This is a genomic window from Nonomuraea sp. LP-02, assembly GCF_036289125.1.
GTDB lineage: Bacteria > Actinomycetota > Actinomycetes > Streptosporangiales > Streptosporangiaceae > Nonomuraea > Nonomuraea bangladeshensis.
In genome coordinates, this window is the sequence record NZ_JAXCLK010000001.1 from 1,622,690 (window position 1) to 1,646,979 (window position 24,290).

The 24,290-nt window shown below is 73.3% G+C and carries 26 protein-coding genes; 13 read left to right on the forward strand and 13 right to left on the reverse strand.

The window, feature by feature from the left end; translation table 11 throughout:
- Position 1: 1 nt before the first annotated feature.
- Positions 2–1,003: a hypothetical protein gene (locus SMD20_RS07510; RefSeq protein WP_329576757.1), complete on the reverse strand. Its 1,002-nt coding sequence runs from the start codon at positions 1,001–1,003 to the stop codon at positions 2–4.
- 276 nt (positions 1,004–1,279) lie between these two features.
- Between SMD20_RS07510 and SMD20_RS07515 the strand changes: the two genes are divergently transcribed.
- On the forward strand, positions 1,280–1,834 hold the full coding sequence (locus tag SMD20_RS07515; RefSeq protein ID WP_329576761.1) for a TetR/AcrR family transcriptional regulator: 555 nt from the start codon (positions 1,280–1,282) through the stop codon (positions 1,832–1,834).
- A 1-nt stretch (position 1,835) separates the two neighbouring features.
- Positions 1,836–3,029 carry an FAD-dependent oxidoreductase gene (locus tag SMD20_RS07520; RefSeq protein WP_329576764.1) on the forward strand — a complete coding sequence of 398 codons (1,194 nt, stop codon included), beginning with the start codon at positions 1,836–1,838 and terminating at the stop codon, positions 3,027–3,029.
- A gap of 6 nt (positions 3,030–3,035) precedes the next feature.
- Here the strand turns inward: SMD20_RS07520 and SMD20_RS07525 are convergent, their stop codons facing one another.
- A complete protein-coding gene (locus SMD20_RS07525; RefSeq protein ID WP_329576767.1) occupies positions 3,036–3,206 on the reverse strand; it encodes a hypothetical protein in 171 nt (56 codons plus the stop codon).
- Positions 3,207–3,362: 156 nt separating this feature from the next.
- Here SMD20_RS07525 and SMD20_RS07530 point away from each other — a divergent pair, with 156 nt between their 5' ends.
- Positions 3,363–3,773 (forward strand): MerR family transcriptional regulator, encoded by a 411-nt coding sequence (locus SMD20_RS07530; protein ID WP_329576769.1) that lies wholly within the window; start codon positions 3,363–3,365, stop codon positions 3,771–3,773.
- A gap of 7 nt (positions 3,774–3,780) precedes the next feature.
- Here SMD20_RS07530 and SMD20_RS07535 read toward each other — a convergent pair whose 3' ends face one another.
- Entirely contained in the window at positions 3,781–4,416 is a 636-nt protein-coding gene (locus tag SMD20_RS07535) for a TetR/AcrR family transcriptional regulator (protein ID WP_329576772.1), read from the reverse strand.
- Positions 4,417–4,475: 59 nt separating this feature from the next.
- Here SMD20_RS07535 and SMD20_RS07540 point away from each other — a divergent pair, with 59 nt between their 5' ends.
- Positions 4,476–5,447 (forward strand): NAD(P)-dependent alcohol dehydrogenase, encoded by a 972-nt coding sequence (locus SMD20_RS07540; protein WP_329576774.1) that lies wholly within the window; start codon positions 4,476–4,478, stop codon positions 5,445–5,447.
- Between the two features lie 9 nt (positions 5,448–5,456).
- On the opposite strand, the gene SMD20_RS07545 is transcribed toward SMD20_RS07540, so the two are convergent.
- From SMD20_RS07545 to SMD20_RS07555, 3 genes are read right to left on the reverse strand one after another with little or no spacing between them, the layout of a single operon-like run.
- Entirely contained in the window at positions 5,457–5,846 is a 390-nt protein-coding gene (locus tag SMD20_RS07545) for a hypothetical protein (protein ID WP_329576776.1), read from the reverse strand.
- Positions 5,843–7,210 (reverse strand): hypothetical protein, encoded by a 1,368-nt coding sequence (locus SMD20_RS07550; protein WP_329576779.1) that lies wholly within the window; start codon positions 7,208–7,210, stop codon positions 5,843–5,845. The genes SMD20_RS07545 and SMD20_RS07550 overlap by 4 nt, the downstream gene beginning before the upstream one ends.
- Positions 7,207–8,283: a hypothetical protein gene (locus SMD20_RS07555; RefSeq protein WP_329576782.1), complete on the reverse strand. Its 1,077-nt coding sequence runs from the start codon at positions 8,281–8,283 to the stop codon at positions 7,207–7,209. The genes SMD20_RS07550 and SMD20_RS07555 overlap by 4 nt, the downstream gene beginning before the upstream one ends.
- A gap of 311 nt (positions 8,284–8,594) precedes the next feature.
- Here SMD20_RS07555 and SMD20_RS07560 point away from each other — a divergent pair, with 311 nt between their 5' ends.
- On the forward strand, positions 8,595–9,908 hold the full coding sequence (locus tag SMD20_RS07560; RefSeq protein WP_329576785.1) for an FAD-binding oxidoreductase: 1,314 nt from the start codon (positions 8,595–8,597) through the stop codon (positions 9,906–9,908).
- A 28-nt stretch (positions 9,909–9,936) separates the two neighbouring features.
- Here SMD20_RS07560 and SMD20_RS07565 read toward each other — a convergent pair whose 3' ends face one another.
- The 4 genes from SMD20_RS07565 to SMD20_RS07580 all read right to left on the reverse strand — a co-directional run bounded on the left by SMD20_RS07565 (position 9,937) and on the right by SMD20_RS07580 (position 14,617).
- Positions 9,937–10,677: an MgtC/SapB family protein gene (locus SMD20_RS07565; RefSeq protein WP_329576788.1), complete on the reverse strand. Its 741-nt coding sequence runs from the start codon at positions 10,675–10,677 to the stop codon at positions 9,937–9,939.
- 40 nt (positions 10,678–10,717) lie between these two features.
- The gene (locus SMD20_RS07570) at positions 10,718–12,838 is read right to left on the reverse strand and encodes a SpoIIE family protein phosphatase (RefSeq protein WP_329576791.1); all 2,121 of its coding nucleotides are present in this window, start codon (positions 12,836–12,838) and stop codon (positions 10,718–10,720) included.
- Positions 12,839–12,936: 98 nt separating this feature from the next.
- Positions 12,937–13,953 (reverse strand): LacI family DNA-binding transcriptional regulator, encoded by a 1,017-nt coding sequence (locus SMD20_RS07575; RefSeq protein WP_329576794.1) that lies wholly within the window; start codon positions 13,951–13,953, stop codon positions 12,937–12,939.
- A 79-nt stretch (positions 13,954–14,032) separates the two neighbouring features.
- Positions 14,033–14,617, reverse strand: a complete 585-nt coding sequence (locus tag SMD20_RS07580; RefSeq protein ID WP_329576797.1) for a hemerythrin domain-containing protein — start codon at positions 14,615–14,617, stop codon at positions 14,033–14,035.
- 150 nt (positions 14,618–14,767) lie between these two features.
- Here SMD20_RS07580 and SMD20_RS07585 point away from each other — a divergent pair, with 150 nt between their 5' ends.
- The gene (locus SMD20_RS07585; RefSeq protein WP_329576800.1) at positions 14,768–15,265 is read left to right on the forward strand and encodes a DUF6789 family protein; all 498 of its coding nucleotides are present in this window, start codon (positions 14,768–14,770) and stop codon (positions 15,263–15,265) included.
- Here SMD20_RS07585 and SMD20_RS07590 read toward each other — a convergent pair.
- On the reverse strand, positions 15,227–15,481 hold the full coding sequence (locus tag SMD20_RS07590) for a hypothetical protein (RefSeq protein ID WP_329576803.1): 255 nt from the start codon (positions 15,479–15,481) through the stop codon (positions 15,227–15,229). The two genes, SMD20_RS07585 and SMD20_RS07590, sit on opposite strands and share 39 nt — an antisense overlap.
- Before the next feature lie 225 nt (positions 15,482–15,706).
- Between SMD20_RS07590 and SMD20_RS07595 the strand changes: the two genes are divergently transcribed.
- Positions 15,707–16,570 (forward strand): aldo/keto reductase, encoded by an 864-nt coding sequence (locus SMD20_RS07595; protein WP_329576805.1) that lies wholly within the window; start codon positions 15,707–15,709, stop codon positions 16,568–16,570.
- Positions 16,571–16,585: 15 nt separating this feature from the next.
- Here SMD20_RS07595 and SMD20_RS07600 read toward each other — a convergent pair whose 3' ends face one another.
- Positions 16,586–18,289: a SpoIIE family protein phosphatase gene (locus tag SMD20_RS07600; RefSeq protein ID WP_329576808.1), complete on the reverse strand. Its 1,704-nt coding sequence runs from the start codon at positions 18,287–18,289 to the stop codon at positions 16,586–16,588.
- Positions 18,290–18,549: 260 nt separating this feature from the next.
- Here SMD20_RS07600 and SMD20_RS07605 point away from each other — a divergent pair, with 260 nt between their 5' ends.
- Positions 18,550–19,788, forward strand: a complete 1,239-nt coding sequence (locus SMD20_RS07605; RefSeq protein ID WP_329576811.1) for an MFS transporter — start codon at positions 18,550–18,552, stop codon at positions 19,786–19,788.
- On the opposite strand, the gene SMD20_RS07610 is transcribed toward SMD20_RS07605, so the two are convergent.
- Positions 19,785–20,303: a pyridoxamine 5'-phosphate oxidase family protein gene (locus SMD20_RS07610; protein ID WP_329576814.1), complete on the reverse strand. Its 519-nt coding sequence runs from the start codon at positions 20,301–20,303 to the stop codon at positions 19,785–19,787. The two genes, SMD20_RS07605 and SMD20_RS07610, sit on opposite strands and share 4 nt — an antisense overlap.
- Before the next feature lie 192 nt (positions 20,304–20,495).
- On the opposite strand from SMD20_RS07610, the gene SMD20_RS07615 reads away from it, so the two are divergent.
- The 5 genes from SMD20_RS07615 to SMD20_RS07635 all read left to right on the forward strand — a co-directional run bounded on the left by SMD20_RS07615 (position 20,496) and on the right by SMD20_RS07635 (position 24,265).
- Positions 20,496–21,995, forward strand: coding sequence for a M28 family peptidase (locus SMD20_RS07615; protein ID WP_329576818.1), 1,500 nt, complete (start codon positions 20,496–20,498; stop codon positions 21,993–21,995).
- 69 nt (positions 21,996–22,064) lie between these two features.
- Positions 22,065–22,367, forward strand: a complete 303-nt coding sequence (locus SMD20_RS07620) for an ArsR/SmtB family transcription factor (protein ID WP_026213755.1) — start codon at positions 22,065–22,067, stop codon at positions 22,365–22,367.
- Positions 22,364–22,885 (forward strand): SRPBCC domain-containing protein, encoded by a 522-nt coding sequence (locus SMD20_RS07625; RefSeq protein ID WP_329576825.1) that lies wholly within the window; start codon positions 22,364–22,366, stop codon positions 22,883–22,885. Before SMD20_RS07620 ends, SMD20_RS07625 begins: the two co-directional genes overlap by 4 nt.
- Before the next feature lie 81 nt (positions 22,886–22,966).
- The gene (locus tag SMD20_RS07630; protein WP_329576828.1) at positions 22,967–23,557 is read left to right on the forward strand and encodes a carboxymuconolactone decarboxylase family protein; all 591 of its coding nucleotides are present in this window, start codon (positions 22,967–22,969) and stop codon (positions 23,555–23,557) included.
- 45 nt (positions 23,558–23,602) lie between these two features.
- On the forward strand, positions 23,603–24,265 hold the full coding sequence (locus SMD20_RS07635) for an alpha/beta fold hydrolase (protein ID WP_329576831.1): 663 nt from the start codon (positions 23,603–23,605) through the stop codon (positions 24,263–24,265).
- Positions 24,266–24,290 lie beyond the last annotated feature (25 nt).

Consider the following 24,290-nt stretch of genomic DNA (forward strand, 5'->3'; position numbering starts at 1 on the left):
GTCACCTGCCGGGCAGTGGGGGCGGGCCGGGACGGGCGCCGGCCTGGGAGGGAATGGCCGTCGGCCAGGCGCGATCCGGCACGGGCGGGGACGGCCGGCCCGGGAGGCCGGGCAGATCGTCCAGAGTGATGCGCCGGTCGATCGCGCAGCTCACGACGAGCCCGAGCGTGAGCAGGCAGCCCCCGGCGATCGAGGTGAAGGTACGGAAGAGGCGCAGGTGCGGCCGGGACTCGAAACCGGCGGGCTCCGGCAGCGCGCGCGGTGCGCGGGCCCGCTCGTGTCGCGGAGCGCCGGGCCCGGCCGTGCGTGGCTTCCGACCGCGTCTGAACCTCTCGGGCCTGTTCGCGTAGAGGAAGACGCCGACCCCTGCGACGACGAGCATGAACATGATGCTGCGGATCGCCGCCACCAGGCGCGACGACGCCGGGTCGCCGTCCCCGGCCGTGGCCGGCGGCTGCACGAAGAACTCGCCGAGGGGCCCGATGTCGCTCACGTGGCAAGGTCCCGCGCCGGGAAGGGTGAGCGCGAGGTTCGTCGCGTGCAGCCGGTAGGCGCCGGGAACCGCCTTCCACGTGCCGGTGTCCAGGTGGCCGGAACCGTGCAGGAAGGCGCGACCGCCCGCCGCCGTCCCCTGGAGGGGAGCCACCCATTCGGCTGTCGCGGCGGCCGCGCGATTGTCATAATCCTCGAACCGTTTGCCGGGTTTTAAGGAGAATGTGACGCGGCCGGATATCTGGGCAGGAATGTCCAGGATATCCTCACCGGGAATTACCGGTCGTGCGGCACCGACGCCCTCCAGGTCAAGTTGTACCTGGAATGGTGTGGTGCCGGGCGCGCCGGCCAGGATGACCGAGGGAGTTTGAACCGTCAGTTGCCCTGTTCCTCCCCTGGCGCAGACGACCGGGGCCGGTCCGGCATGGGCGTGACCTGCGGTGACGATGCCGGACGCCTGGAGGGTGGCGATGATGCCCAGAGTGCCGATCCCAAAAAGGGTGTATCGCATGAATGTACTCTCCAGAGGTGGCCGGCGAGCCCCGCGCCGCAGGATTCCCTTTCAGCGCGAGGATATCCCGGCCACTTGAGGAATTCACCGGGGATTTCGGTGGACAGCGTTCGTCCGGAAACGTGCGTCCGGTATTTGGCATGAATCCGGGTGTCAGGCACGCGCGTCCTTTGACGATGAAGTGGATCAATGCCGTCGTGCGCGAGCGCCCGGCGTCGTGCGCCGGTGGCACCTGCTTGCTATGTTGAATAAACGTTTACTCAGCGAGGTGAGGGCATGGCGAGGTCACGAAGTGAGCAGGCGGTATGGCGCCGGGAGCAACTGCTGGACGCGGCCTTGCGCGTGTTCGCCGAGAAGGGCGTGGACGGGGCCACGGTCAAGGACGTGGCTCAGGCCGCCGAGGTGACACCGGGCCTGCTGTACCGCTACTTCGACAGCAAGGAGGCGATGGTGGACACGCTGCTGTCGGAGCGGGGCTTCCTGCCACGCCTGCGGGAGCTGCGGACAGAAGACCACGACACCCGGCCGGCTGTCGTGGTGCTGACCGAGCTGCTGGAGGCGTTCGACCGGCTGCTGGCCGACAACGCCGAGCTGATGGCGGTGTTCTTCGGCGCCGTCCAGGCCCGCGCGCCGCTGGCGGCGCTGGTGGGCGAGGGCCAGCGGCTCATCGGCGACTTCCTGCTCGACCGCATCGATGCCGGCGAGCTGCGCCCGCACGACACGGTCACGGCCTCCAGGACCCTGTTCGCCACCGTCGCCGTCAACCGGCGGCTGGGCACCCCCATCGACATCGCGGCCCTGGTCGGGCTGCTGTTTCCGGAAGAAGGATGAGATGCGCGCACAATGCTGTGTCGTCGGGGGCGGCCCCGCGGGCATGATGGCGGGGCTGCTGCTGGCCCGTCAGGGCGTCGAGGTGATCGTGCTGGAGAAGCACGCGGACTTCCTGCGCGACTTCCGCGGCGACACCGTCCACCCCTCGACCCTGCAACTGATCGTCGAGCTGGGCTGGATCGAGGAGTTCCTGGACCTCCCGCACGTCAAGATGTCGCGGGTGGCGGTCAACATGGGCGGCCGGGACGTCACCTTCGCCGACTTCGGCCGGTTGAACGTGCGCTGCCCCTACATCGCATTCATGCCGCAGTGGGACGTGCTGGACTTCCTGGCCGGCAAGGCCACGGCCTACCCCTCCTTCCGCCTCCTGCGCCGCGCCCGGGCCACGGAACTGCTCACCGATCGGGGGCGGGTGACCGGCGTCCTGGCCGACACCGCCGACGGCCCCGTCGAGGTGCGGGCCGACCTGGTGATCGGCGCCGACGGCCGCCACTCCACCGTACGGGCCCGCGCCGGCCTCACCCCCGTCAGCGCCTCGCCCCCCATGGACGTGCTGTGGTTCCGCCTGCCCCGCCGCCCGCAGGACCAAGTGCCCTTCTTCCAGGGCGGCAAGGGGGCACTGATCTCCATCGACCGTGGCGACTTCTGGCAGCTCGCCTACGCGATCCCGGCGGCCGCCTTCGACGAGCTCAAGACCGCCGGCCTGCCGGCGTTCCGTGACCGGGTGGCGCATCTGGCCCCGGCCCTGCGCGACCGGGTGGAGGAGATCCGCGACTGGGAGGCGGTGCACCATCTGAGCGTCCGGGTGGACCGGCTGTCCCGCTGGCACCGGCCGGGACTGCTGTGCATCGGCGACGCCGCCCACGCGATGTCGCCCGCCGGCGGCGTGGGCATCAACCTGGCCGTCCAGGACGCCGTGGCCGCCGCCAACCTGCTGGGCCCGCTTCTCGCCCGGGGCGGCACCCCACAGGACGCTGACCTGGCCCGGGTGCAGTCACGCAGAGAACGCGCCGCGAGGGTCACCCAGGCCTTCCAGCTCGGCATCCTGCGCGACCTCTACCCCAAGGACCTGGGCGACGACACCACCCGGCACGCGCCCCCGATCTTCACCGCGTTCCGGACGCTGCCGCCGCTGCGCCACCTGATGGGCCGGTTCATCGGCATGGGCGTCCGCCCGGAGCACATCGCCGCGTGACGCGCTTCATGCCGTGGGCCGGTTGACGGTCCGGGGCAGGAACGCCGGCAACGCCACCAGGACGAGGGCCGCCGGCGCGTCCCAGAACAGCACGTCCGGGATGACGGCGGCCGTCGCCCTTGGTTCCGGGGCCGGCCCATGGAGTTCGCGGGCGAGGAGGCCGCCGGAGAGGGCCACACCGAGCGAGAGGCCGAGGCCGCGGACGGATACCGCGGCGGAGGTGGCCAGGCGAGTGGCACATTGCCGCCGCCCTTGGCGGCGACGCCGAACATCTTCTGCCTCCGGAGAGCATGATCGCTTGACCTGGAGGCAAGTCTGCAAGTTAATGTGAACATGAGGTCAAGCGAGTGGATGCAGATCGGGGAGCTCGCGGAGCGGTTCGGCCTCGCCCCCCACGTCCTGCGCCACTGGGAGGCCATGGGTCTGCTGACCCCCGCCACCAGGGTCAACGGCCGCCGCCGTTACACCAGCGACCACGTCGTACGCGTCCTGACGATCGTGCGCGCCAAGGCGGCGGGCATGAGCCTGGAGCAGATCAGGGACGTCCTCACCGTCTCCGGCCAGGCCGAGCGCCAGGCCCTGCTCCGGCGGCACCACGCCGAGCTGGAACGCCGGCTCCAGGAGATATCGGCCTCGAAGGCGCTGATCGAGCACCTCATGCGGTGCACCGCCGACGACTTCACCCGATGCCCCGACTACCGGCGGATGGCGCACGACCTGGGCAAGGACGGGTGCGTGATCTGACGTACACCTAGTGGGCCGACGGGCTGATCAGCTTGTCGAGGGTGAGCGGCGGCGCCGGCGGCAGCGGCACGGCGTGCTCGGCGCGGAACGACTGCAGCAGGTAGGCCACCAGCCGCCGCGACGCCGCCGCGGCCTCCTCCTCCGGTCCGGTGGCGATCGCGCAGTTGGCCTTGAGCAGCAGCATCAGGTCGGCCATCGCGAAGTCGGCGCGCAGCCGCCCGGCCGCCTTGGCCCGCCGGACGACCTCGCCGAAGCTCGCCTCGACGCGCGTGCGCTCGCGCTCGTAGTCGACCGCCTCGGGGAACGCCGTCAGGAACGCCTCGGTGAAGCCCCGGTCGGCGACCTGCATCGCGCACACCTTCTCGATCGCCGCGCAGAACCCGCGCCAGGGGTCGGGGTCGGCCAGCGCCTCCTCCACCACGGACGCGCACACGGTCAGCTCGTCGGCGAACACCTCCGTGATCAGCGACTCCCGGGAGGGGAAACGCCGGTAGAGCGTCGCCATGCCGACCCCGGCCCGCCGCGCGACGGCCGCCATCGGCACGCCGAGCCCGCGCGCGGCGAACGCCTCCCTGGCGGCGTCGAGGATGCGCTGCCGGTTGTCCCGCGCGTCCGCCCGCAACTGAGAGGGATGACCAGGCATGTTTCTCACCTTAACGTAACTGGAGAGCCTTATCCGTTTATTTGGCTAGCGTCCCGTTCATGGACACAGCGAGTGAGATGCGCGCGGCCCTGTTCGACCGGTACGGGCCACCGGAAGTGCTCTACGTGGGCAAGGTCCCGAGGCCGGTGCCGGCCCCGGGCGAGGTGCTGGTGCGCGTGCGCGCCGTCAGCGTCAACGGCGGCGAGCTGTACGGCAGGGCCGGCCGGCTGCGGGCGGTGACCGGGCTGATGGGCCGCGGCTTCCCGAAGCGCATCGGCCTCGACCTCGCCGGGGAGGTCGTCGCCGTCACCCCCGGCGTACGCGGGCCCAGGGTGGGCGACCTGGTCTGGGGCGGGCCCGGACGGACGTTCGGCACCGCCGCCGAGTACGTGGCCATCCGCCCCCGCCACCTGTCCCTGGCCCCGGCCGGCCTCGAACCGGCCGAGGCCGCGGCGCTGGTCGTCGGCACCACGGCGATCACCGCCCTGCGCGACAAGGCGCGGCTCCAGCCGGGCGAGCGCCTGCTCGTCCGCGGCGGCAGCGGCGGCGTGGGCGTCGTGGCGGTGCAGCTTGGCCGGGCGCTCGGCGCCCACGTCACCGCCCTGGCCGGGGCGCGCAACCTCGACCTCGTACGCGAGCTCGGCGCGCACGAGGCCCATGACTACCGCACCACGGGCCCGGCGGACCTGGCGCCCTTCGACGTCGTCCTGGACACCGTGGGCACCGAGCAGCCCGCCTACCGCCGCCTCCTGACGCCGCGCGGCCGGATGGTGGCGATCGCCTTCGACCTCGACCGGGCCGCCGCGTCGCTGGCGTACGTCGCCCTCTCCGCCGTGCACGGCCGGCGGCGGGTGCGCGTCTTCAGCGGGAACCAGGACCACCGGCTCCTCGCCGACCTCGCTCGCTACGTCGAGTCCGGCGCGATCCGCCCGGTCGTGGACACCGTGTACCCGCTGGCGGACATCGCGGAGGCGCACCGGGCCCTGGAGGCGGGCGGCGTGCGGGGCAAGGTCGTCGTCCGGCTGGACTGAGCCGGGGGCTCAGCCGGTCACGAGCGCGTTGACGACCAGGGTCTCCTCGCCCGCCGCGCCGTTCACCCGCAGCGACACCTCCCAGGCGCCGCTCATCAGGAACAGCTCGCCCTCGGCGACGAAGCGGCCCGGCGCCGTCGCGCGGGCGGACAGCTCCGACGTGGCGTGGCCCATGCCGGTCATGACCGCCGAGACCGCCACCGTGTAGGCGTCGCCGGAGGTCACCCCGACCTCGACGATGATCGGGCCGGTCGTGGGCCGGTCGATGACGACGGTGGCCGCGTAGTGGGCGCCGGCGACCGACGCGCGCAGCGGCTCGGCCGCCATGCCCCGGCCCACGACGAAGATCACCACGGCGGCCGCGACGAGGGCGGCGGCGATCAGGGCCCGCCGCCTCATCGCGCGTTCTCCGGCGCGCTCACCTCGACCGTGAACGGCACGGTCACGATCCGGTCGGCCAGCGCGTACTGGACCCAGGCCAGGTAGCTTCCCCCGGCCGGGAAGCTGAAGGTGAAGCGCAGCCGCCGGGCGCCCGGCGAGCCCATCTCGTGCACGTGGCCGAGGAAGGCGCCGTCGCGGTCGCGGACGATCAGGTGACCCGCCATGCCCAGCCAGGGCCGCACCGGCCCGCTCGCGTCCACCTCGACCGTCGCCGGCCGCCCGGCGACCGGAACAGCGGGCGTCACCACCGGCACGGCCCCACCCGTCCCCGTGTCACCGCTCGTGAGGCCGCCCGCATCGCTGCTCGTGCCGTCGCCCGCGCCGTCGCCGGCGTCGCCCGCGTCGCCGGCGGCTCGCTGCGCGCCTGAGCCGTGTACGTCGAAGCTCGCCGCCAGGAGCTGGCCGCCGGAGTCCTCGCGTTCCAGCTCGGCGTGCGCGAGGTAGCGGCCCGGCCGGTCGGCGCGCAGCCGGACCTCAAGCCGCCCGGGCCCGGTGCGCAGCGGATGGACGTGGCGGAAGTAGCTCCCGTCCTCGCTGGTGACGACCAGGTGGGCGAGCGCCTCGTGGTGGGCGGTCAGGTCGTCCGCGGGCCGCCCGGTGGAGCCGTCCACCAGATCCACCCGCAACGTGAACTCCTCTCCCGCGACCGGCCGCTCCGGCACCGTCGCCACCCGTTCCTGCACGTACGGCCGCCCCCCACCGGCCAGGGCGGTGACCGGCGGCGCGGCCCCGTCGGGCGGCCCCGCCGGCACCATCGGCTCGAACACGATGGCCATCGCCGCCACCGTCACCCCCGCCGCGGCCCCGGCCGCCACCGCCATCGCCGGCCCCGGCCGGGCCAGGGCCCCGGTGAGCAGCCCGCCCACCAGCAGCACCCCGGCCACGAAGAACCCGCCGTAGATCAGGAGCTCCGCCCCCGACCCCCGCTCCACCAGGACCCGGAACGGCACCACGGCGCTCTCTCCGCCCGCGCGCAACGTGAGCACGTGCGGCCCGGTCCGCTCCACCCGCAGCTCCGCGTAACGCGGATCGGCCGACGCCAGCGCCTCGCCCGTCACCGTGCGCCCGTCCTCGGCCGAACGCACCTCCAGGGCGACCGGCAGGCCGGTGACCGGCTGGTAGGCGATGATGCCGATCCGCAGCGGGCCGGGCACCCGCGTGGTGCCCTTGACCACGACCGTGAGCTCCGCGCCCGCGATCGTCTGCGCGATGCGCAGGTCCGCCCCGGCCGAGACGTTGTGCGCCGCGGCCGGGGACGCCCCCAACGACAACAGGACCGTCAGCAGGAGCGCGGCGAGTACGAGCAGCCGGGCGGGCCTCATGCCTTCTCGACGTTGACGGCCGTGCCGGCCCCGGCCCCGCCGGTGGGGGCGGGAACGGTCGCGTTCGGCAGGAACAGCACGCCGAGCACCAGCCCGATCAGCCCGGCCACGATCGGCGCGCCGGTCCACAGCTCCGGCACGGCCGGGATGCCGCCGCCCGCCGCCGAGGCCGCGCCGATGTACAGCGACCACGTGGCGAAGCCCGACAGCCCCGCGAACGTCCAGTACTCCCGGCGCCGCGCCGCCGACGGCCGCAGCCACCGGATCAGCAGGTCGCCCACCAGGCCCCCGCCCACCACGGCCAGCAGGACCGGCAGGTTCTCGAACTCGGTCTGCGCGCCCGACATCAGGACCGCCACCGCGTACATGAGGGTCATCGCGCCGAAGGGCAGCTCCCAGCGGCGCACGAGCAGCAGCACCGGGGCCAGCAGGATGACGTTGCTGATGACCATCGCGGTCGCCAGCCGCTCGGCACCGCCGTCGTCCACGATGGAGAACGCCTCGACGATGCGGGCCGGCCGCCACTGCATGGCGTCCCCGTACGACAGGAACAGCGACACCAGCGTGGTCGCGAACGCGAGCCCCACCAGCGCGGGCAGCAGCCGCCCGAGCGACGGGCGCGGGCCCACGTCGGGGGCGTTCCAGGCGGAGCGGAGCGGCGTGGTGATGATGAGCAGCATCGTCGTGATCAGCCCCAGGTGCGACGGGCTGAACAGGATGTCCACGGTCGTCTCGATGCCGAGCAGCGTGTGCCACATCATGTCGGCGAAGCCGAACGCGGCGAATGCCGGAATCGCCACCAGCCCCGCCAGGTATCCGCGCGGCACGGCGGCGAGGCCCTGCCGGCCCGCGCGTACGTTGCGCCACGCCTGCCAGATCATCCAGCCGGACACCGCCGCGAATCCCGAATAGAAAACCGCGTGCCAGGGGGTGAAGAACGTCTCCAGCTCGCCGTCCAGATTGGTGTGCGCCCAGGCGTCGATCATCAGGCCGATGCCGAACCACACGCCCAGCAGCGCCGTGACGAGGTCCGTCCGTGGCGTCACCCAGTCCCGGGGCTCGCCGGTGTCCACGAGCAAGCGTCGTAAGCCGATATTCGCCAATGCCATCTCAAAAGCCTCCCTTCGCTTCCTTTGATCCTTCCAGACACGGCCGAAAGACGGGCGACCGTATTTTGTTCTGCAAGTGACGTCGCGTCATCCCGGAATTGCTTTCCGTGGAAATGACGCGAAGTGTTTTCGGCGGATGACGGAACGTCGATTTCCGGACCGTTCCCATTCGATGGGCTGTGACGCATGTCACTCAGGTGACCGTCACGTCCGCGCGTCGCTGATCGTCCAAAGGGTGACCTCCGCACGGGGGCGAGCTGAAGGAGTGATGGGGAATGACGCACACCGAGTTGCGCGCGGCCACCGAGGGCCGGGTGCTGCTGCCCGGCGACGACGGGTTCGAACAGGCGTCCAGGCCGTGGAACCTGTCGGTGGAGCAGCGGGTGGCCGCCGTGGTCGAGGCGGCGAGCGCCGCCGACGTGGCCGCGACCGTCGCGTACGCGCGCCGCGCCGGGATCGCCGTGGCCGCCCAGCCGAGCGGCCACGGCGCCTCCGGCGCCGCCGACGGCGTGATCCTGCTGCGCACCGGCGCGCTGGACGAGGTCGGCGTGGATCCGGAGGCGCGCACCGCCCGCGTCGGCGCGGGCGCGAAATGGGGCAAGGTGCTGGCGGCGGCCGGCCCGTACGGCCTCACCGGCCTGGCCGGCAGCAGCCCCGTGGTCAGCGTGACCGGCTACACCCTCGGCGGCGGCCTGAGCTGGTTCGGCCGACGGCACGGTTTCGCCGCCGACAGCGTCCGCGCCTTCGACGTGGTCACCGCCGACGGCGAGCAGGCCCGGGTCACCGCGGACTCCGACCCCGACCTGTTCTGGGCGCTGCGCGGCGGCGGCGGCGACTTCGCGCTGGTCACGGCCGTCGAGTTCGACCTGTACCCGGCGCCCGCCCTGTACGGCGGCCGCATGATGTGGCAGGGCCACCGCGCCCGCGAGGTGTTCGACGCCTTCCTGGAGCTCACCGCCGGGGCGCCGGACGAGCTGACCGCCTGGTTCGGCCGGGTACGGTTCCCGCAGGCCCCGCCCATGGTCGGGATCGACACCGCCTTCCTCGGCGACGAGGCCGAGGGCCGGGCGCTGCTGGCCCGCCTCGACCGGATCGGCGACCTGGTCGTGGACAGGCGGGGGCCGGTCGCGGTGGCCGACCTGGGCGACATCGCCGACGACCCCACCGATCCCTCGCCCGGCCGCGGGCGCACCGAGCTGCTCACCGCCGTGGACGACACCACCGCCAAGGTGCTGGCGGAGGAGCCGGTCGAGCCGATGTTCGGGCTGCAGGTCAGGCACCTCGGCGGCGCGCTGGCCGCCGAGCGTCCCGGCGCGGGGCCGAGCGGGCCGGTGACGGAGCCGTACCTGGTCTACATGTTCGGGCCGGCGGCCGAGCCCGGGCAGGCGGCGGCCGTCGGCGCCCGGCAGGCCGCGCTCGCCGAGGAGCTGGGCGGGGTGGTCAGCGGGCGCAAGCCGTACACGATGCTGGCCGGCGGCGAGCGGGCCGAGCAGGCCTTCCCCGCGGCGACGCTCGCCCGGCTGCGGGAGATCAAGCGCGCCCGCGACACGCACGGCGTGCTGCGCGCGAACTTCCCCGTCCTGGGGTAGCCGGTCGTCTGACCCCTCCGCGGAGGGGTCAGACGACCGTCCCCTCGATCTCGGCGCTCGACACCGCGCGGACGCCCTCGACCTCCGCCAGCTCCGCGATGAGCGGGCCGATCGCGCCCGAACCCTGCACGACCAGCCAGACCGAGATGACGTGGGGGTCCCGGCCCTCGCGGGGGCGTTCCATGCTCAGCTCCGCGATGACGAACCCCCGGTCCGTGCAGAGGGACAGCACCTGCCGCAGCGCGCCCCGGCGGTCCAGGTACGTCACGCGCAGCCGCGCCTGGCTGTACCGCGAGCGCGCCAGCCGGGCCTCCAGCGGCGGGAAGCCGAACGCCACGAGGAAGTGGCCGGCGGTCACCACGACGGCCAGCAGCCACAGACCGGATCCGGCGGCCATGCCCACCGCGCAGGTCAGCCAGACCACCGCGGCCGTGGTCAGGCCCCGCACCGCGTCACGCCGGACGAAGATCAGGCCGCCGCCGATGAAACCGATCCCGGTCACGATCTGGGCGGCCACCCGCGAGGGGTCCAGCGTGACGTGCTCGCCGAGGACGTCGGAGAAGCCGTGCTTGGACACGATCACGATCAGCGCCGAGGCGAAGCCGACCAGCGAGTGCGTACGCAGCCCGGCGCTCTTCTGCCGGGACTCCCGCTCCAGCCCGATCAGCGCGGACAGCAGCAGGGCCAGGGCCAGCTCACCCAGCTGGATCCAGCCCTGCCCGGCGAACCATCCCGCGGCGCCGGCCGCCCCCATGCCGACCATTCCCATCCGGGCAGATCTCCCCGCCACCGGCCCCGCTCACACCCCGTCAGAGCGGGGCGGCGCTGCGCAGGAGCAGCAGGGCGCTGTCGTCCGTGCGCCGCTCCTCGCCGGCCGCCGCGATGAGGTCGTCCGCCAGGTCGTCCAGTGAGTGGCCGGGAGCGGGCGCGAACCGGGCGGCCAGGGCGGCGATGCCGTCGTTCAGATCGCCGCCGGGCACCTCCACCAGGCCGTCGGTGTAGAGGGCGAGGGTCGCCCCGGGCGGCACGTTCACGGTCGTGGTGACGTAGTCGGCGTCCGGGTCGATGCCGAGCAGCAGGCCGGAGGAGGGGTCGATGATCTCGGCGGGCCCGCCGGGCAGGCCGAGCACCGGCGGCAGGTGCCCGGCGCTGGCCAGGAAGGCGACCCGGCGGCGCAGGTCGAAGGCGACGTACAGGCAGCTCGTGAAACGTTCGGGGGTCTGCGCGGTGAGCAGCCGGTTGGCGCGCGCGAGCACCTCTCCCGGGCTCGTGCCGGCGGCGGCGTGGGCGCGGATGGCGGTGCGGGCCTGGCCCATCAGCGCGGCGGCGGTCATGTCATGGCCCTGGACGTCGCCGATGACCGCCGCGGCCAGGCAGTCGTCGAGCCGGATCAGGTCGTAGAAGTCGCCGCCGATGTCCATGCCCGGCGTCAGCGGGACGTAGCGGGCGGCCACCTCCAGGCCGGGGAACACGGGGAGGTCCTTCGGCAGCAGGCTCGACTGGAGGGACTGGGCGAGCTGGTGCTTGTGGTCGTACAGCCAGGCCCGCTCGAACGCCTGGGTGACCAGCCCGCCGATCGCGCTCAGCAGGGCCCGTTCCTCGACGCCGAACTCGTGCGGGCGGTCCCAGGCCAGCAGGCACGTGCCGATCGAGCGGCCCAGCGCCACGAGGGGCAGCATGGTCCAGGCGCTCATGCCGCCGGTGGGCCGGATGTCGGGATGGGCCGCGCGGAGCTCGTCCTCGCTCCCGTAGAACGCCGGGGCCGCCTCGTCGCCGTCGTGGCGCTCGTGCACCACGTGGCCGACCGGCCGCCCGTTGAACGACTCCAGGGCCTCCGCGCCGTATCCGCGCGCGGCCACCACCCGCATCCGGCCGCTGTCCCAGGTGAGGATGGCCATCGCCTGCGCCTCGCAGGCCGGCAGGACCCGGTCGGCCACCAGGGCGACCACGTCCTGCGCGGTGGTCGCCCGGGCGAGGGCGGTGGCGAGCTGCAGGAGGTCGTGCAGGCCGGCCACGCCGGTCCGGTCCCCGGTGTCCTCGACGGCGGGCCCCGGGTCGCCGGCCGGCGTGATCCGCAGCGTGACGCCGGGCAGGCTGGGATAGCAGTGGAACGTCAGCAGCCGCCCGTCGGGCCTGCGGGCGGTGAACGCCGTGGGCCGGTGGCTCATGATCGCCGAGAGGTACCCGTCCTCGTGGACGGGGTCGTCCAGCCAGGGCAACGCCTTGCAGAAGCGCCTGCCGAGCAGCTCCGACGGCCGGCAGGCGAGCAGCTCGGCCGCCGCCGCCGTCACGAGCGTCACCTGGCCGTGCCCGTCCAGATGGCAGTAGCCCTCCGGCAGGCTGCTCAGGCAGCTGATCGCGGTCAGCCCGGCGTACGGGCCGGGCGGGTGCGCCCGGATCGGGTCCAGCACCCGGGGCAGCGGATGCGGGGCGACCGGCTGGCCGCGCGCGTGCGCCTGCTGGAGCAGGTGACCCATTCTGGCGCCGACGTCGTCGATCACGTCGCGCAGGCGGCGGGGGAGCTCGCTCTCGCCGCCGGTCGGCCAGCCCAGGACCAGACCGCCCCAGGCGGCCCCGTCGGCGCACAGCGGGACGGCGGCGAGGCCGAAATGGTAAGGCAGCGCCAGCGCCGCCGCGGGGAAGGCCCGCGCCATGGCCACCCGGTCGCCGAGCCAGAGCAGCCGCCGCTCACGTACGGCGAGCGCGACCGGCGCGGGGTCGCTCGTCCGGAGCCGCGCCCAGACCCTGGCGGTGGCGGCCGGCACCCCGACCGAGGCCGCCATGTTCAGCAGCTCGTCGCCGGGATCCAGGACGTAGACGGCGCCCAGGTGGGCCCCGACGCTGAACACGGCCTCGATCAGCAGGTCGTCCAGGCGGGACGACGCGATCGCCGCGCCCGGGATCGAACCGCTGTCACCCGTCCGCACCATGGCTGGTCCGGCTCCACGTCATAGGGCCAGCCTACGGGCGGCCGGGTATCCGGCTCGTCAAGACCGCACCAGGCCCGATCCGCCCCCGCTCGCGGACGTCACCTGCGGGGAGCTGCGGTGCTCTCGCGGACGACCAGCTCGGTGGCGAGCTCGATCCGGCTCTGCGGCAGCGGCTCGCCGTGCGCGAGCGCCAGCAGCATGGTGGTGGCCGCCTCGGCCATGGCCGTGAGCGGCTGGCGGATCGTGGTGAGCGGCGGAAGGGCCCAGCGTACGGACGGCAGGTCGTCGAAGCCGACCACGCTCAGATCGTCGGGGATGCGCAGGCCGAGCCGGTGGGCCGCGTGGTAGACGCCGATCGCCTGGCCGTCGTTCGTGGCGAAGATGGCCGTCGGCGGATCGGGCAGCCGCAGCAGCCGCTGCGCCGCCGCCAGGCCGCCCTCGATGAGGAAGCTGCCGCAGGCGACGAGATCGGGATCGGCGGGCACGCCCGCCATGTCCAGGGCGGTGCGGTAGCCGTCCAGCCGGGCCCGGCCGGACAGCGCGTAGCCGGGGCCCGTGATGACGCCGATCCTGCGGTGCCCCAGCTCCAGCAGATGGCGGGTGGCCGCCAGCCCACCGTTCCAGTTGCCCGCGCTCACCGACGGGATCCCCCTGCCGGGGTCGTCGGCCGGGTCCAGCAGGACGAGGGGGATCTCGCGCCGGGCGAGCCGCTCCCGTTGCGTCTCGTCGAGGCTGGAGAACACCGCGATCACGCCCACCCCGGTGGGGCGGCGTAACACGCCCTCCAGCCAGTCCTGCTCCGCGGGATCGGAGCGGTGCAGCTCCGACACCGCCACCGTGAGCCGGTGCTCGCGCGCCACCTCCTCGACGCCCTTGATGATCTCGACCGGGTAGTCGCCCTCCAGAGCGTGGAAGACCACCTCGACCACGGCGGCGGGCGCGGGCCGCCGGCGCTGCCTGCGGTAGCCGTGCCGCCGGATCAGGGCCTCGACGGCGGCCCGCGTCTCCGGCGAGACCTCGGCGCGGCCGTTGACGACCTTGGAGACCGTGGCGGTCGAGACCCCCGCCAGCTCGGCGAGCTGCGCGAGGGTGAGGGGGGTCGACTCTGCGGTCATGACCGCAGTTTAGCCACGAGGGCGTGGCGGGCGGCCGTGGCCGGTGTCCGATTTGCCGGCCAGTGCCGGGCTCACCGGATCAGGGGTTCTTCCCCATCGCCTGGCGGATGACGTCGCGGACCCGGTCCATCATGGCGGCCGGAGTTCCCATGAGGATGTTCTTCGTCGCCGACTCCACGCCGGGGTGCGGATGGGTGGGGGCCATGGCCTCGGCCGCCTTCACGCCCGCGGCCATCACACGCCGCTCGGCCTTGGTGGTGTGGGCGTACAGCTTGGTGAACTCGTAGCGCTCCTCGCTGCGCGCGTGCGCCTCGACCGCGGCGCGCAGCATGAGCAGGTTCTTTATGAAGTCGGGCGCGTCCGCCCCGGCCTGGTCCATCCGCTGCAGCAGCTCCTTCGCCTCACGCTCCTCGGCCAGGCGGTCGTCCACGATGCCGTCGCCGCCCTCGAACGCGTGCCGCGCGCGCGGGTGGACGATCTCCTCCTCGGCAGTCTCGTGCACGGCCAGCAGCCGCACGAGCCGGGTGAACGCCTCCGCCCGCCGGTCCGCGGACGCCTGCTCGACCTCGTCGAACAGGTTCCTGATCATGCCGTGCTGGGCCTGCAGCAACTCGATGACGTCCGCCTCGGCCATCCGCTCCGGCGCGGTCTGCTGTGCTGTCATGATCGTCCTCTCTCGGTCACGCTGCGTGCCTACCCCTGCCTCCGGCGGCCACGCCGGGCATTACCAATTCCGTCCCCGGCGGCAAAAGGTGGCGTCGCGGCGTTACCGCGGTGACCTGAGGGGCAACCGCCATACATGCTGCGCAACGCGATGAACGGTGCCCTGGGCGGGATGGCCGCCACCGCCACGATGAGTCTGGTCATGCTCGCGGGGAGCCGCATGGGGCTCATGCCGGACCAGCCGCCCAAACGCATCGTCCGGGCGATGCTGCCGGGCCACCGGCACCGGGTCAAGCCGGGGGAGGGCGTGGCTGGGGCGCTGGCCCACTTCGGTTTCGGCGTCACCGCCGGCTCCCTGTACGGGCTGCTGACCCGAGGACGGCACACCCCCGCGCCGCTCGGCGCCGGCTACGCGCTGGCGATCTGGTTCTCCAGCTACGAGGGCTGGGTCCCGAGGCTCGGCATCCTGCCGCCGGCCGGCAGGGATCGACCCGGCCGCCGGGCGGTCATGATCGCGGGACACCTGGTGTACGGCACGACGCTGGCTCTCACGCTCAACCGGCTCAACGCCCGCGCCTCCGGCGCCGGGCAGTCCCTGACCGGCGCAGGGTCAACCCAGGGACTGGACGCGGTACACCGCGTGCCCTGAGGGGCTGTTCGGGTCCTCCACCGCGGTGACCAGTCCGAGCGGGCTCATGAGCTCGTCCAGGGCGCGCGAGGCGCGTTCCCGGTCGAGTCCCGCCCGCCGGGCGATCTGCTCCAGGTCGCCCGGCCCGGCGGGGCCGCTCTCCAGATAGGAGACGGCCTGGAAGACGGCCGCCTGATCGCCGTTCAGATCGGCGATGCCGTGATCGAGCTCGCTCATGGCTCTTCCCCTCCGCGTACCGGCGCCGACGCCTGCGCACCTGCCCGGCGGCCGGGAGCCGAACCCTCCGCACGGCGGCCGCCCTCCAGCAGGGATGGCATGCGGTCAAAAGAATCTCAAGTCATGTCTTGTCCGCTTGCCGGGCGTTGGACGGGGCAGCGGAGCCCGTGGCGCGACGGGGTCCGTGATCCCGGCGCGCGGCTTCCTGAGGAGAGGATCCCGCGCATGACCACTGTGACGGCCGGCGCTTCCGGGCGCTTCGAGATCGACGGCGTCCTCGGCGTCAATCGCCTCGGCTACGGCACGATGCAGCTCACCGGCCGGGGCGTGTGGGGGCCGCCGGACGACCAGGACAACGCCGTACGGGTCCTGCGCCGGGCGGCGGAGCTCGGCGTGAACCTCTTCGACACCGCCGACTCCTACGGCCCGCTGGTCGCCGAGCCGCTGCTGCGCCGCGCGCTCGCCCCGTACGACGAGGACATCGTCATCGCCACCAAGGCGGGGCTCACCCGGCAGGGCCCGGACCAGTGGACACCCGTCGGCAGGCCGGCCTACCTGCGCCAGCAGTGCGAGATGAGCCTGCGCATCCTCGGCGTCGACCGGATCGCGCTGTTCCAGCTGCACCGCGTCGACCCCGACATCCCCCTTGAGGACCAGGTCGGTGAGCTGAAGACGCTCAAGGACGAAGGGAAGATCGCGCACATCGGCCTGTCGGAGGTCAGCGTCCACCAGATCGAGCAGGCTCAGGCCGTCGCCCCGATCGCCTCGGTCCAGAACCTGTACAACCTGGCCAACCGCTCCGCCGAGGACGTGCTCGACCACTGCGAACGCCACCAGATCGCCTTCATCCCCTGGTTCCCGCTGGCCACGGGCAGCCTGGCGAAGGCGGGCGGCCCGCTCGCGGACCTCGCCGCCCGGCTGTCGGCGACGCCGTCGCAGCTCGCGCTCGCGTGGCTGCTCCGCCGCTCGCCCGTCATGCTGCCCATCCCCGGCACGTCGTCCGTCGAACACCTGGAGCAGAACGTCGCCGCCGCGGGACTCCAGCTCAGCGACGACGACGTCGCCGAGCTGACCTCGGTCGTCACGTGACCCCTGCCCCCCGGCTCAGGGGACGCGCAACGCCAGCATGGCCACGTCGTCGTCGTTGTCCGTCGGCCGCACGCCTTCCAGCAGCAGGTCGCAGAGGGCGTCCAGCGGGTGGCGGGCGAGGTCGGCGGCCCGCCGGCGCAGCCGGCTGAAACCCTCTTCGAGGCTGTGCGTGCGGGACTCGACGAGCCCGTCGGTGTAGAACAGCAGGGCCGAGCCCGGCGGCAGCTCGATCTCGGCGTCGGCGCGGGGAGGACGCAGCCCGGTGCCGAGCAGCGGACCGTGCCCCGCCTCCAGGAAACGGGTCCGCCCGTCGTCCTCGACGAGGAGCGGCGGGGGATGGCCGGCGTTGGCCCAGCGCACCAGCCAGTGCCCGTCGCCGGTGTGCTCCAGGTGGGCGAGGATGACGGTGGCCATCGTGGTCTGCGCCATCCGGGTCACCGCCCGGTCCAGCCGGTCCAGGACCGTGCTGGGCAGCTCCTGCTGGGCTCCGGCGTAGGCACGCAGCATGTTGCAGATCTGCGCCATGCCGGCGGCGGCGTCGAGGTCGTGGCCGACCACGTCGCCGATCACCAGCGCGGTGCCGCCCCCTGGCAGGTGGAAGGCGTCGTACCAGTCGCCGCCCACCTGTGAGGCATGGGGCGCGGGCACGTAACGGGCGGTCATCTGCACGCCCGGCACGACCGGCAGCTGCGGCAGCAGGTGGCGCTGCATGGTCTCGGCCACCCGGCGCTGCCGCTCGTACAGGCGGGCGTTGTCCAGGGCCAGCCCGGCGCGGCGGGCGATGTCCTCGACCAGCAGCAGGTCGGCCGTGGTGAACGCGCCCGGCTGGTCGGCGCGCCCGAGGGTCAGCGCCCCGACCACCTCGCGCACCCCGCGGATGGGCGCGATGCACGCCGAGTGCATGCCGGTGGCGCGGAACAGCTCGCGCTGCGCGACCGCGATGCCGGAGTCGGGCGTCCTCTGGTAGGTCTCGGGACCGGTCAGCGTCGCGGTGACGCCGCGCAGCGCCCGCGACAGCGGCATCGGTGACTCCTCCGGCACCGGCGGCATCGGCCCCTGGAGGTCCTCCCGGTGGATCACGACGCCGTTCTCGTGATGCGCGACCACGGCACGCGACACGCCGCGGTCCTCGGTGAGCAGGTCCACCACCGCCCAGTCGGCCAGCAGCGGCACCGTGAGCCGGACGAGCTGGCGCAGCGTCTCCTCCACCTCCAGGCTGGCGGTGAGGGTCGTGGTCGTCTCCGCGAGCAGGGCCAGCCGGTCGAGCTCCGACATCGCGGCCGACGCGCCCTCCGGCCCCGGCTGGGAAGGGGTGGCCGTCTCGGTCCTGTAGAAGATGACCAGCCAGGCGGTACGTCCCGCGCCGACGTCGCACGGCGTGAGCAGCCAGGAGACCGGCAGCAGAGTGCCGTCCCCGCGCTCGAACCACTCCAGCTCCCCTTGGGCGCTGCTCCCGGCGAGAAGGGGCTGCCGCATCGTGCACCGGCTGCGGGGCAGGCTCTCGCCGTGCCGGCCGCGATGCAGCAGGTCGTGGGCGTCCCGGCCGAGCAGCTCGTCGGCCGTACGGCCGAGCAGGCGCTGCGCCTGGGCGCTGACCTCGATGATGCGGCCGCGATCGTCCACCAGGTAGGTGCCGGCCTGGCGAAGCTCACGCAGCTCGTGAGGCCACCCGGCCGCTGCCGCGCGGCATCGCCGCTCGTCGCCGTCGGGCGCTTCCATGGGAGCACTCCCTTTCCTCCGGGGCCTCCGGTCCGAGGGCTTGCCTATCATCCCCGGCCGTCCGGCGCACACCCGCGATGATCGTCGGGCCCCGACGGGACGATCGAGCACGGATCGGTACGCTCGTACACATGATGCCTGAGGGAAACCGGGTCCTTGCCGGCACGGACGACCCGCGGGCGTGCCGCCGAGCCTGACGACGCCCGAGCGGACCCGCCCCCGCCCCCGCCACCGCTCCAGTCACCGTGATCGGAGAGCCGATGCCCGCCGCCGCCCCTCCCTCCGCGCCCGGCCGCCAGGCGCGCCAGGCCCGTGCCGCCGTCGCGGTGCTGTTCCTCACCAACGGCGCCGTGTTCTTCAACGTCGTCCCACGCTATCCGCAGATCAAGGCAGATCTCGGCGTGAGCAACGCGGTCTTCGGCGGCGCGGTGGCCGGCTTCTCGATCGGCGCGCTGCTGGCCGGGCTGCTCGCCGGGGTGTTCGTGCGCCGGTTCGGCTCGGCCCGCGTGGCGGCGTTCGGGATCGTCGTCACCACGCTCGCGACCCTGGCGATCCCGTTCGCGCCGAACGCGATCGCCTTCGGCGGCGCGCTGTTCGTCGTGGGCGCGCTCGACGCGGTCGTGGACGTCGCGCAGAACGCCCACGGCCTGCGGGTGCAACGGCTCTACCAGCGTTCCATACTCAACTCGCTGCACGGGGTGTGGAGCATCGGCGCGGTGCTCGGCGGCCTGATGGGCGCGGCCGCCGCCGGGCTCCGCCTGCCCCTGGCGGTCCATCTCGGGATCTCCGCCGCGCTGATCAGCGCCGTCGCCGTCGTCGCCTACCGGTTCCTGCTGCCCGGCCCGGAGGACGCGGAACGCGCCGCCGCCCCGCCCGCCGCCGCCCGCCACCCGGCCACCGCCGACGGCGATCCGGTGGCTCCGGCCGGGCGGCGGTCGTTCGCGCGGCCGGCGGTGTGGATGCTCGCCGCGCTCGGCGTGCTGGCCGCGTGCGGCGCGCTCGTCGAGGACGCCGGCGCGTCCTGGGGCGCCCTCTACCTCACCGGCCTGCACGCCGACGCCGCCACCGCCGGCCTCGCCGTCGTGGCCTTCCAGACCGCCATGACCATCGGCCGGCTGTCCGGCGACCGCGTGGTGGACCGGTTCGGCCAGCGGACGGTGACCCGAGCAGGCGGCCTCCTGGCCGCCGCCGGGATGGGCGCCGCGCTGGCCGTGCCGTCCGTTCCTTCGGCGCTGGCCGGGTTCGTCCTGGCCGGGCTCGGCACGGCCACCCTCGTCCCCGCCGCCATGCACACCGCCGACGAACTGCCTGGCCTGCCCGCCGGGACCGGCCTGACCGTGGTGAGCTGGCTGCTGCGCGGCGGGTTCCTGCTGTCGCCGGTGCTCGTCGGGTTCGTCGCCGACCTCGTCAGCCTGCGCGTCGGCCTGCTGTCGGTGGTCCTCGCCGGGCTCGTCACGTTCGTCCTGGCGCGCGTCCTGGTCAACGACGCCGGACGCTAGGACGCCGTCAGCTTGGCGAAGTCGGGGGCGTACACCGTCATCCAGTGCGGACGCAGCCGGTAGTAGACCACCTCGGTCTCCCAGTCGAAGGCGTCGGCGCCGTAGAAGTCCTTGAAGTACGCGAGCAGCTCCGGCCAGTCCGGGGCCGGCTCGCCGTCCAGGGGGTTGAGGATCTCGACGGTGCCGTGCGTGAACACGCCCAGGTCCTCCCCGCGCATGTGCGCGACGCTGGCGGCGGGGCGGGCGGCGAGGTGGCGGGCCTTGGCGGCGTCCCGCGACGTGCCGAAGTGCCACATGCCGTGCAGGAAGTGCCCGTCCGCGCCGCTGATCCGCGGCTCGCCCTTCGCCGTCACGGTCGACAGGGCGATCGTGCACATGCCGGTCAGGACCTGGGTGAGCTGCTCGGCGGTGAGCGTGCGCTCGGCGACGATCGAGCGGAGGTGCGAGGTGGAACGGGAGAGCGAAGCGTCGAGAAGGGACTGGAGCCGCTTCAGCTCTTCTGGTGTCTCGTGCATCGAGGTCCTTGGTTCGGTGGTGTTGCGAAAGCATCAACCTTCTTCCCGAAACCCGACACCTACTGTCATGTTTTCGCGGCCACCACGAAGGCGTGGAGATCGGGTCTAGGCGACTTCCCTGTGTGCCATTACGTTCCTTACAGCACCATCGCGGGGGAATTGTCTCGTCCCGTCAGACCCCAGAGGAATGGCATGAGATCACGTCTGCTCGCCGCACTCACCACCGTGACCCTGGCCCTGGCCGGCGCCCTCACCATCGCGCCCGCGCCGGCCTCGGCGGCGCTCGCCGTGCCCGACATCCCGCTGGCCGGCGTCAAAGCGCACCTGACCCAGTTACAGAGCATCGCCACCGCCAACGGCGGCAACCGCGCCCACGGCCGGCCCGGCTACCTCGCCTCGGCCAACTACGTCAAAGGCCGCCTCGACGCCGCCGGCTTCACCACCACCCTGCAGTCGTTCACCTACAACGGCGCCACCGGCTACAACGTGATCGCCGACTGGCCCGGCGGCGACGCGAACGACGTCCTCATGATCGGCGCCCATCTCGACAGCGTGACGGCGGGCCCCGGCATCAACGACAACGGCTCCGGCAGCGCCGCGATCCTGGAGACCGCGCTGGAGGTCTCCCGGCAGGCGCTCCAGCCCACCAAGCACCTGCGCTTCGCCTGGTGGGGCGCCGAGGAGCTGGGACTGCGCGGCTCGCAGTTCTACGTCACCAACCTGGCCGCGACCGAACGCGCCAAGATCAAGGGCTACCTCAACTTCGACATGGTCGGCTCGCCCAACGCAGGCTACTTCATCTACGACGGCGACAACTCCGACGGGGTCGGCTCCGGCCCCGGCCCGGCCGGCTCCGCCCAGCTCGAACGGGTCCTGCAGGACTACTTCACCTCGATCGGCGTGCCCACGCGCGGCACCGACTTCGACGGCCGCTCGGACTACGGCCCGTTCATCTCCCAGGGCATCCCGGCCGGCGGCACCTTCACCGGCGCGGAGGGCATCAAGAGCAGCGCCCAGGCGCAGCTGTGGGGCGGCACGGCGGGGCAGGCCTTCGACCCGTGCTACCACCGCTCCTGTGACACGACGGCCAACATCAGCGACACCGCGCTCGACCGCAACGCCGACGCGATCGCGTACGCGGTCTGGAGCATCGGCACCGCCGTGCCGCCCACCGTGGTCTGGTCGGACGACTTCGAGACCGACCGGGGCTGGACGACCGTGGCCGGCACCGCCACGAGCGGCCTGTGGGAGCGGGGAGACCCGGAGGCCACCACCTCCAGCGGCGCCAAGCAGCTCGGCACCACGGTCAGCGGCGTCAACGACCTGGTCACCGGCCGGCTGGCCGGAGCGTCGGCCGGCGACCACGACGTGGACGGGGGCCTGACGTCCATCCAGTCGCCGCCGATCACGTTGCCGGCCGGGGCGCCGAAGCTGTCGTTCTCCTGGTACCTCGCGCACGGCAGCAACTCCTCCAGCGCCGACTACCTGCGGGTCAAGGTGGCCGGAAGCACGACGAGCACCGTGTTCCAGCAGCTCGGCGCGGCCAGTAACCGTGACGGCGCCTGGGCGGTCGCGACGGTCGACGTGTCCGCGTTCGCGGGCCAGAGCGTACGGGTGATCGTCGAGGCGGCCGACGCCTCGACCGCGAGCCTGGTGGAGGCGGCCGTCGACGACGTGAAGATCCTTCTGTAGGGAGACCGGCGGGGGCTGCGGCCCCCGCCGGATTGCCGTTTCATATAGCCATCTGGCAATATGTAGGGCATGAGCGCCTACGCAGCCTTGGCGGAGCCGCATCGCAGGCGGATTCTCGACCTGCTCCGCACCGGTGAGCGGCCCGCCGGTGAGCTGGTGAAACACCTCGACCTCAGCCAGCCCGGCGTGTCCAAGCACCTCAAGGTGCTCCGCGAGGCCGGGCTCGTCGCCGTGCGCACGCACGGCAAGCAGCGCGTCTACTCGCTGCGCCCCGAACCGCTCGCCGAGGTCGCGGAGTGGCTGGAGCCCTATCGGATGCTCTGGTCCCAGCGTCTCGACGCCCTGGAACGACACCTGGAGGACAACCCATGACCGACGGCACCCTGGAGACCATCGGCGGCCGCCCGGCGCTGCGCTTCGAGCGCGTGCTCGCCTTCCCGGTCGAGCGCGTGTGGCGGGCCGTCAGCGTGCCGGACGAGCTGCGGGCCTGGTTCCCCGCGGCCGTGGACTGGACGCCGGCGGCCGGCGAGACCTTCGACGCCGGCGGCGCGACCGTCGAGGTGACCGAGGTCGATCCGCCCCGCCGCCTGGCCTGGACGTACGCCGGCCAGCCGTACAGCTTCGACCTGACCGCCGAGGGCGACGGCTGCCGCCTGGTCTTCGTGCACGTCATCGACGACCTCGGTCTCGCGGCGCAGACGGCCAGCGGGTGGGACGCCTACCTGTCGCGGCTGGAGCCGTACCTGTCGGGCCGGACCGTCACCGAGGAGGAGGCTCACGAGGGCTGGGAGGAGACGCACGAGCGTTACGCCGCCCGCTTCGGCGTCGATCCCGAGCCGGGCCGCCGCTTCGCCGCCTCCCTGCGCGGGGACGGAGACGCCGGCGCATAGTGGGCCTGTGCCGCCGCCCGGGAAGCGGGCATGCTGAAGGGCCGGGCGAGGTGTCCGGCACGACGCGGCACTGGCGGTGGCATGAGCAACTTCCTTCCCGAGCCCGAGCTCGGCGAGGCGGCCCGGCGGCTCTACGACGAGGACCTGGCCGACCACGGATATGTGATGAACCTGTCCCGGCTGTGGGCCCACCAGCCGGAGGCGCAGGACAAGCTGTTCGGCCTGATCGGCGAGGTCGCCGCGGCCGGCGGGCTGACGCTGCGGCAACGCGCCGTGCTGGTCACCGCGTGCGCGTCCACGATCGGTGACTCCTACTGCTCGCTGGCCTGGGGGACCAGGCTGGCGGCGGTCGCCGGGGCCGAGGCGGCGGGCGGGCTGCTGCGCGGCGACGACGCCGGGCTGGAGGAGCCCGAGCGGGCGATGGCCGCGTGGGCGCGGAAGGTGGCCCGCGACCCCAACGCCACCCGCTCGGAGGACGTCGAGGAGTTGCGGGCGGCCGGGTTCACCGACGGGCAGATCTTCGCGATGACGGCGTTCGTCGCGTTACGGCTGGCGTTCTCCACGGTGAACGACGCGCTCGGCGCGCGGCCCGACGCCGCCCTGCGCGCCGCGGCGCCCGAGCCCGTACGCCGCTCCGTCACCTACGGCAGGCCCGCCGAGACCGCCCCGTAGCGCTCGTACCGATGACTTTCCGCGCCGCCGCCGGTCTCCACCGGCATGACGACTTACGCACTCATCCACGGCGGCGGGAGCGCCTTCGACTGGCACCTGGTCGAGGCCGAGCTGCGCGACCGCGGCCACGATACGGTGGCGATCGACCTGCCGGCGTCCGACCCCGGGGCGGGACTCTGGGACTACGCCGACGCCGTCGCCCGGGCGGTCGCAGGGCGCGGGCCGCTCGTGGTGGTGGCCCACTCCTGGGGCGGCTTCGTCGGCCCGCTCGTCTGCGCGCGCGTGCCGGCCGCCGCGCTCGTCCTGGTGACCGCCATGATCCCGGCTCCCGGCGAGCCGCCGGGGGACTGGTGGGAACGCAGCGGGCGGCCCCCGTCCGGCACCGACGACGAGCACGAGCTCTACTTCCACGACGTCCCCCGCGACCTGGCCCGGCGGGTGTCGGACCACGACGGCGCGCTCGCCGCCACCATGAACATGGACCGGGCGTGCGCCGAGCCCTGGCCCCTGCCGGCCTGGCCGGACGTGCCGACGCGATACCTGCTCTGCCGCGACGACCGGCTCTTCACCCCGGACTTCGTCCGCCGGCACGTCGAGGAACGGCTCGGCGTCACCCCGGACGAGATGCCCGGCGGCCACATGGTGATGCTGTCGCGACCGGCGGAACTGGCCGCCTACCTGGCGGGAATCGTCCCCGCCGCCCCCTGACCCCACGACGGCCGCCGGTTTGTCG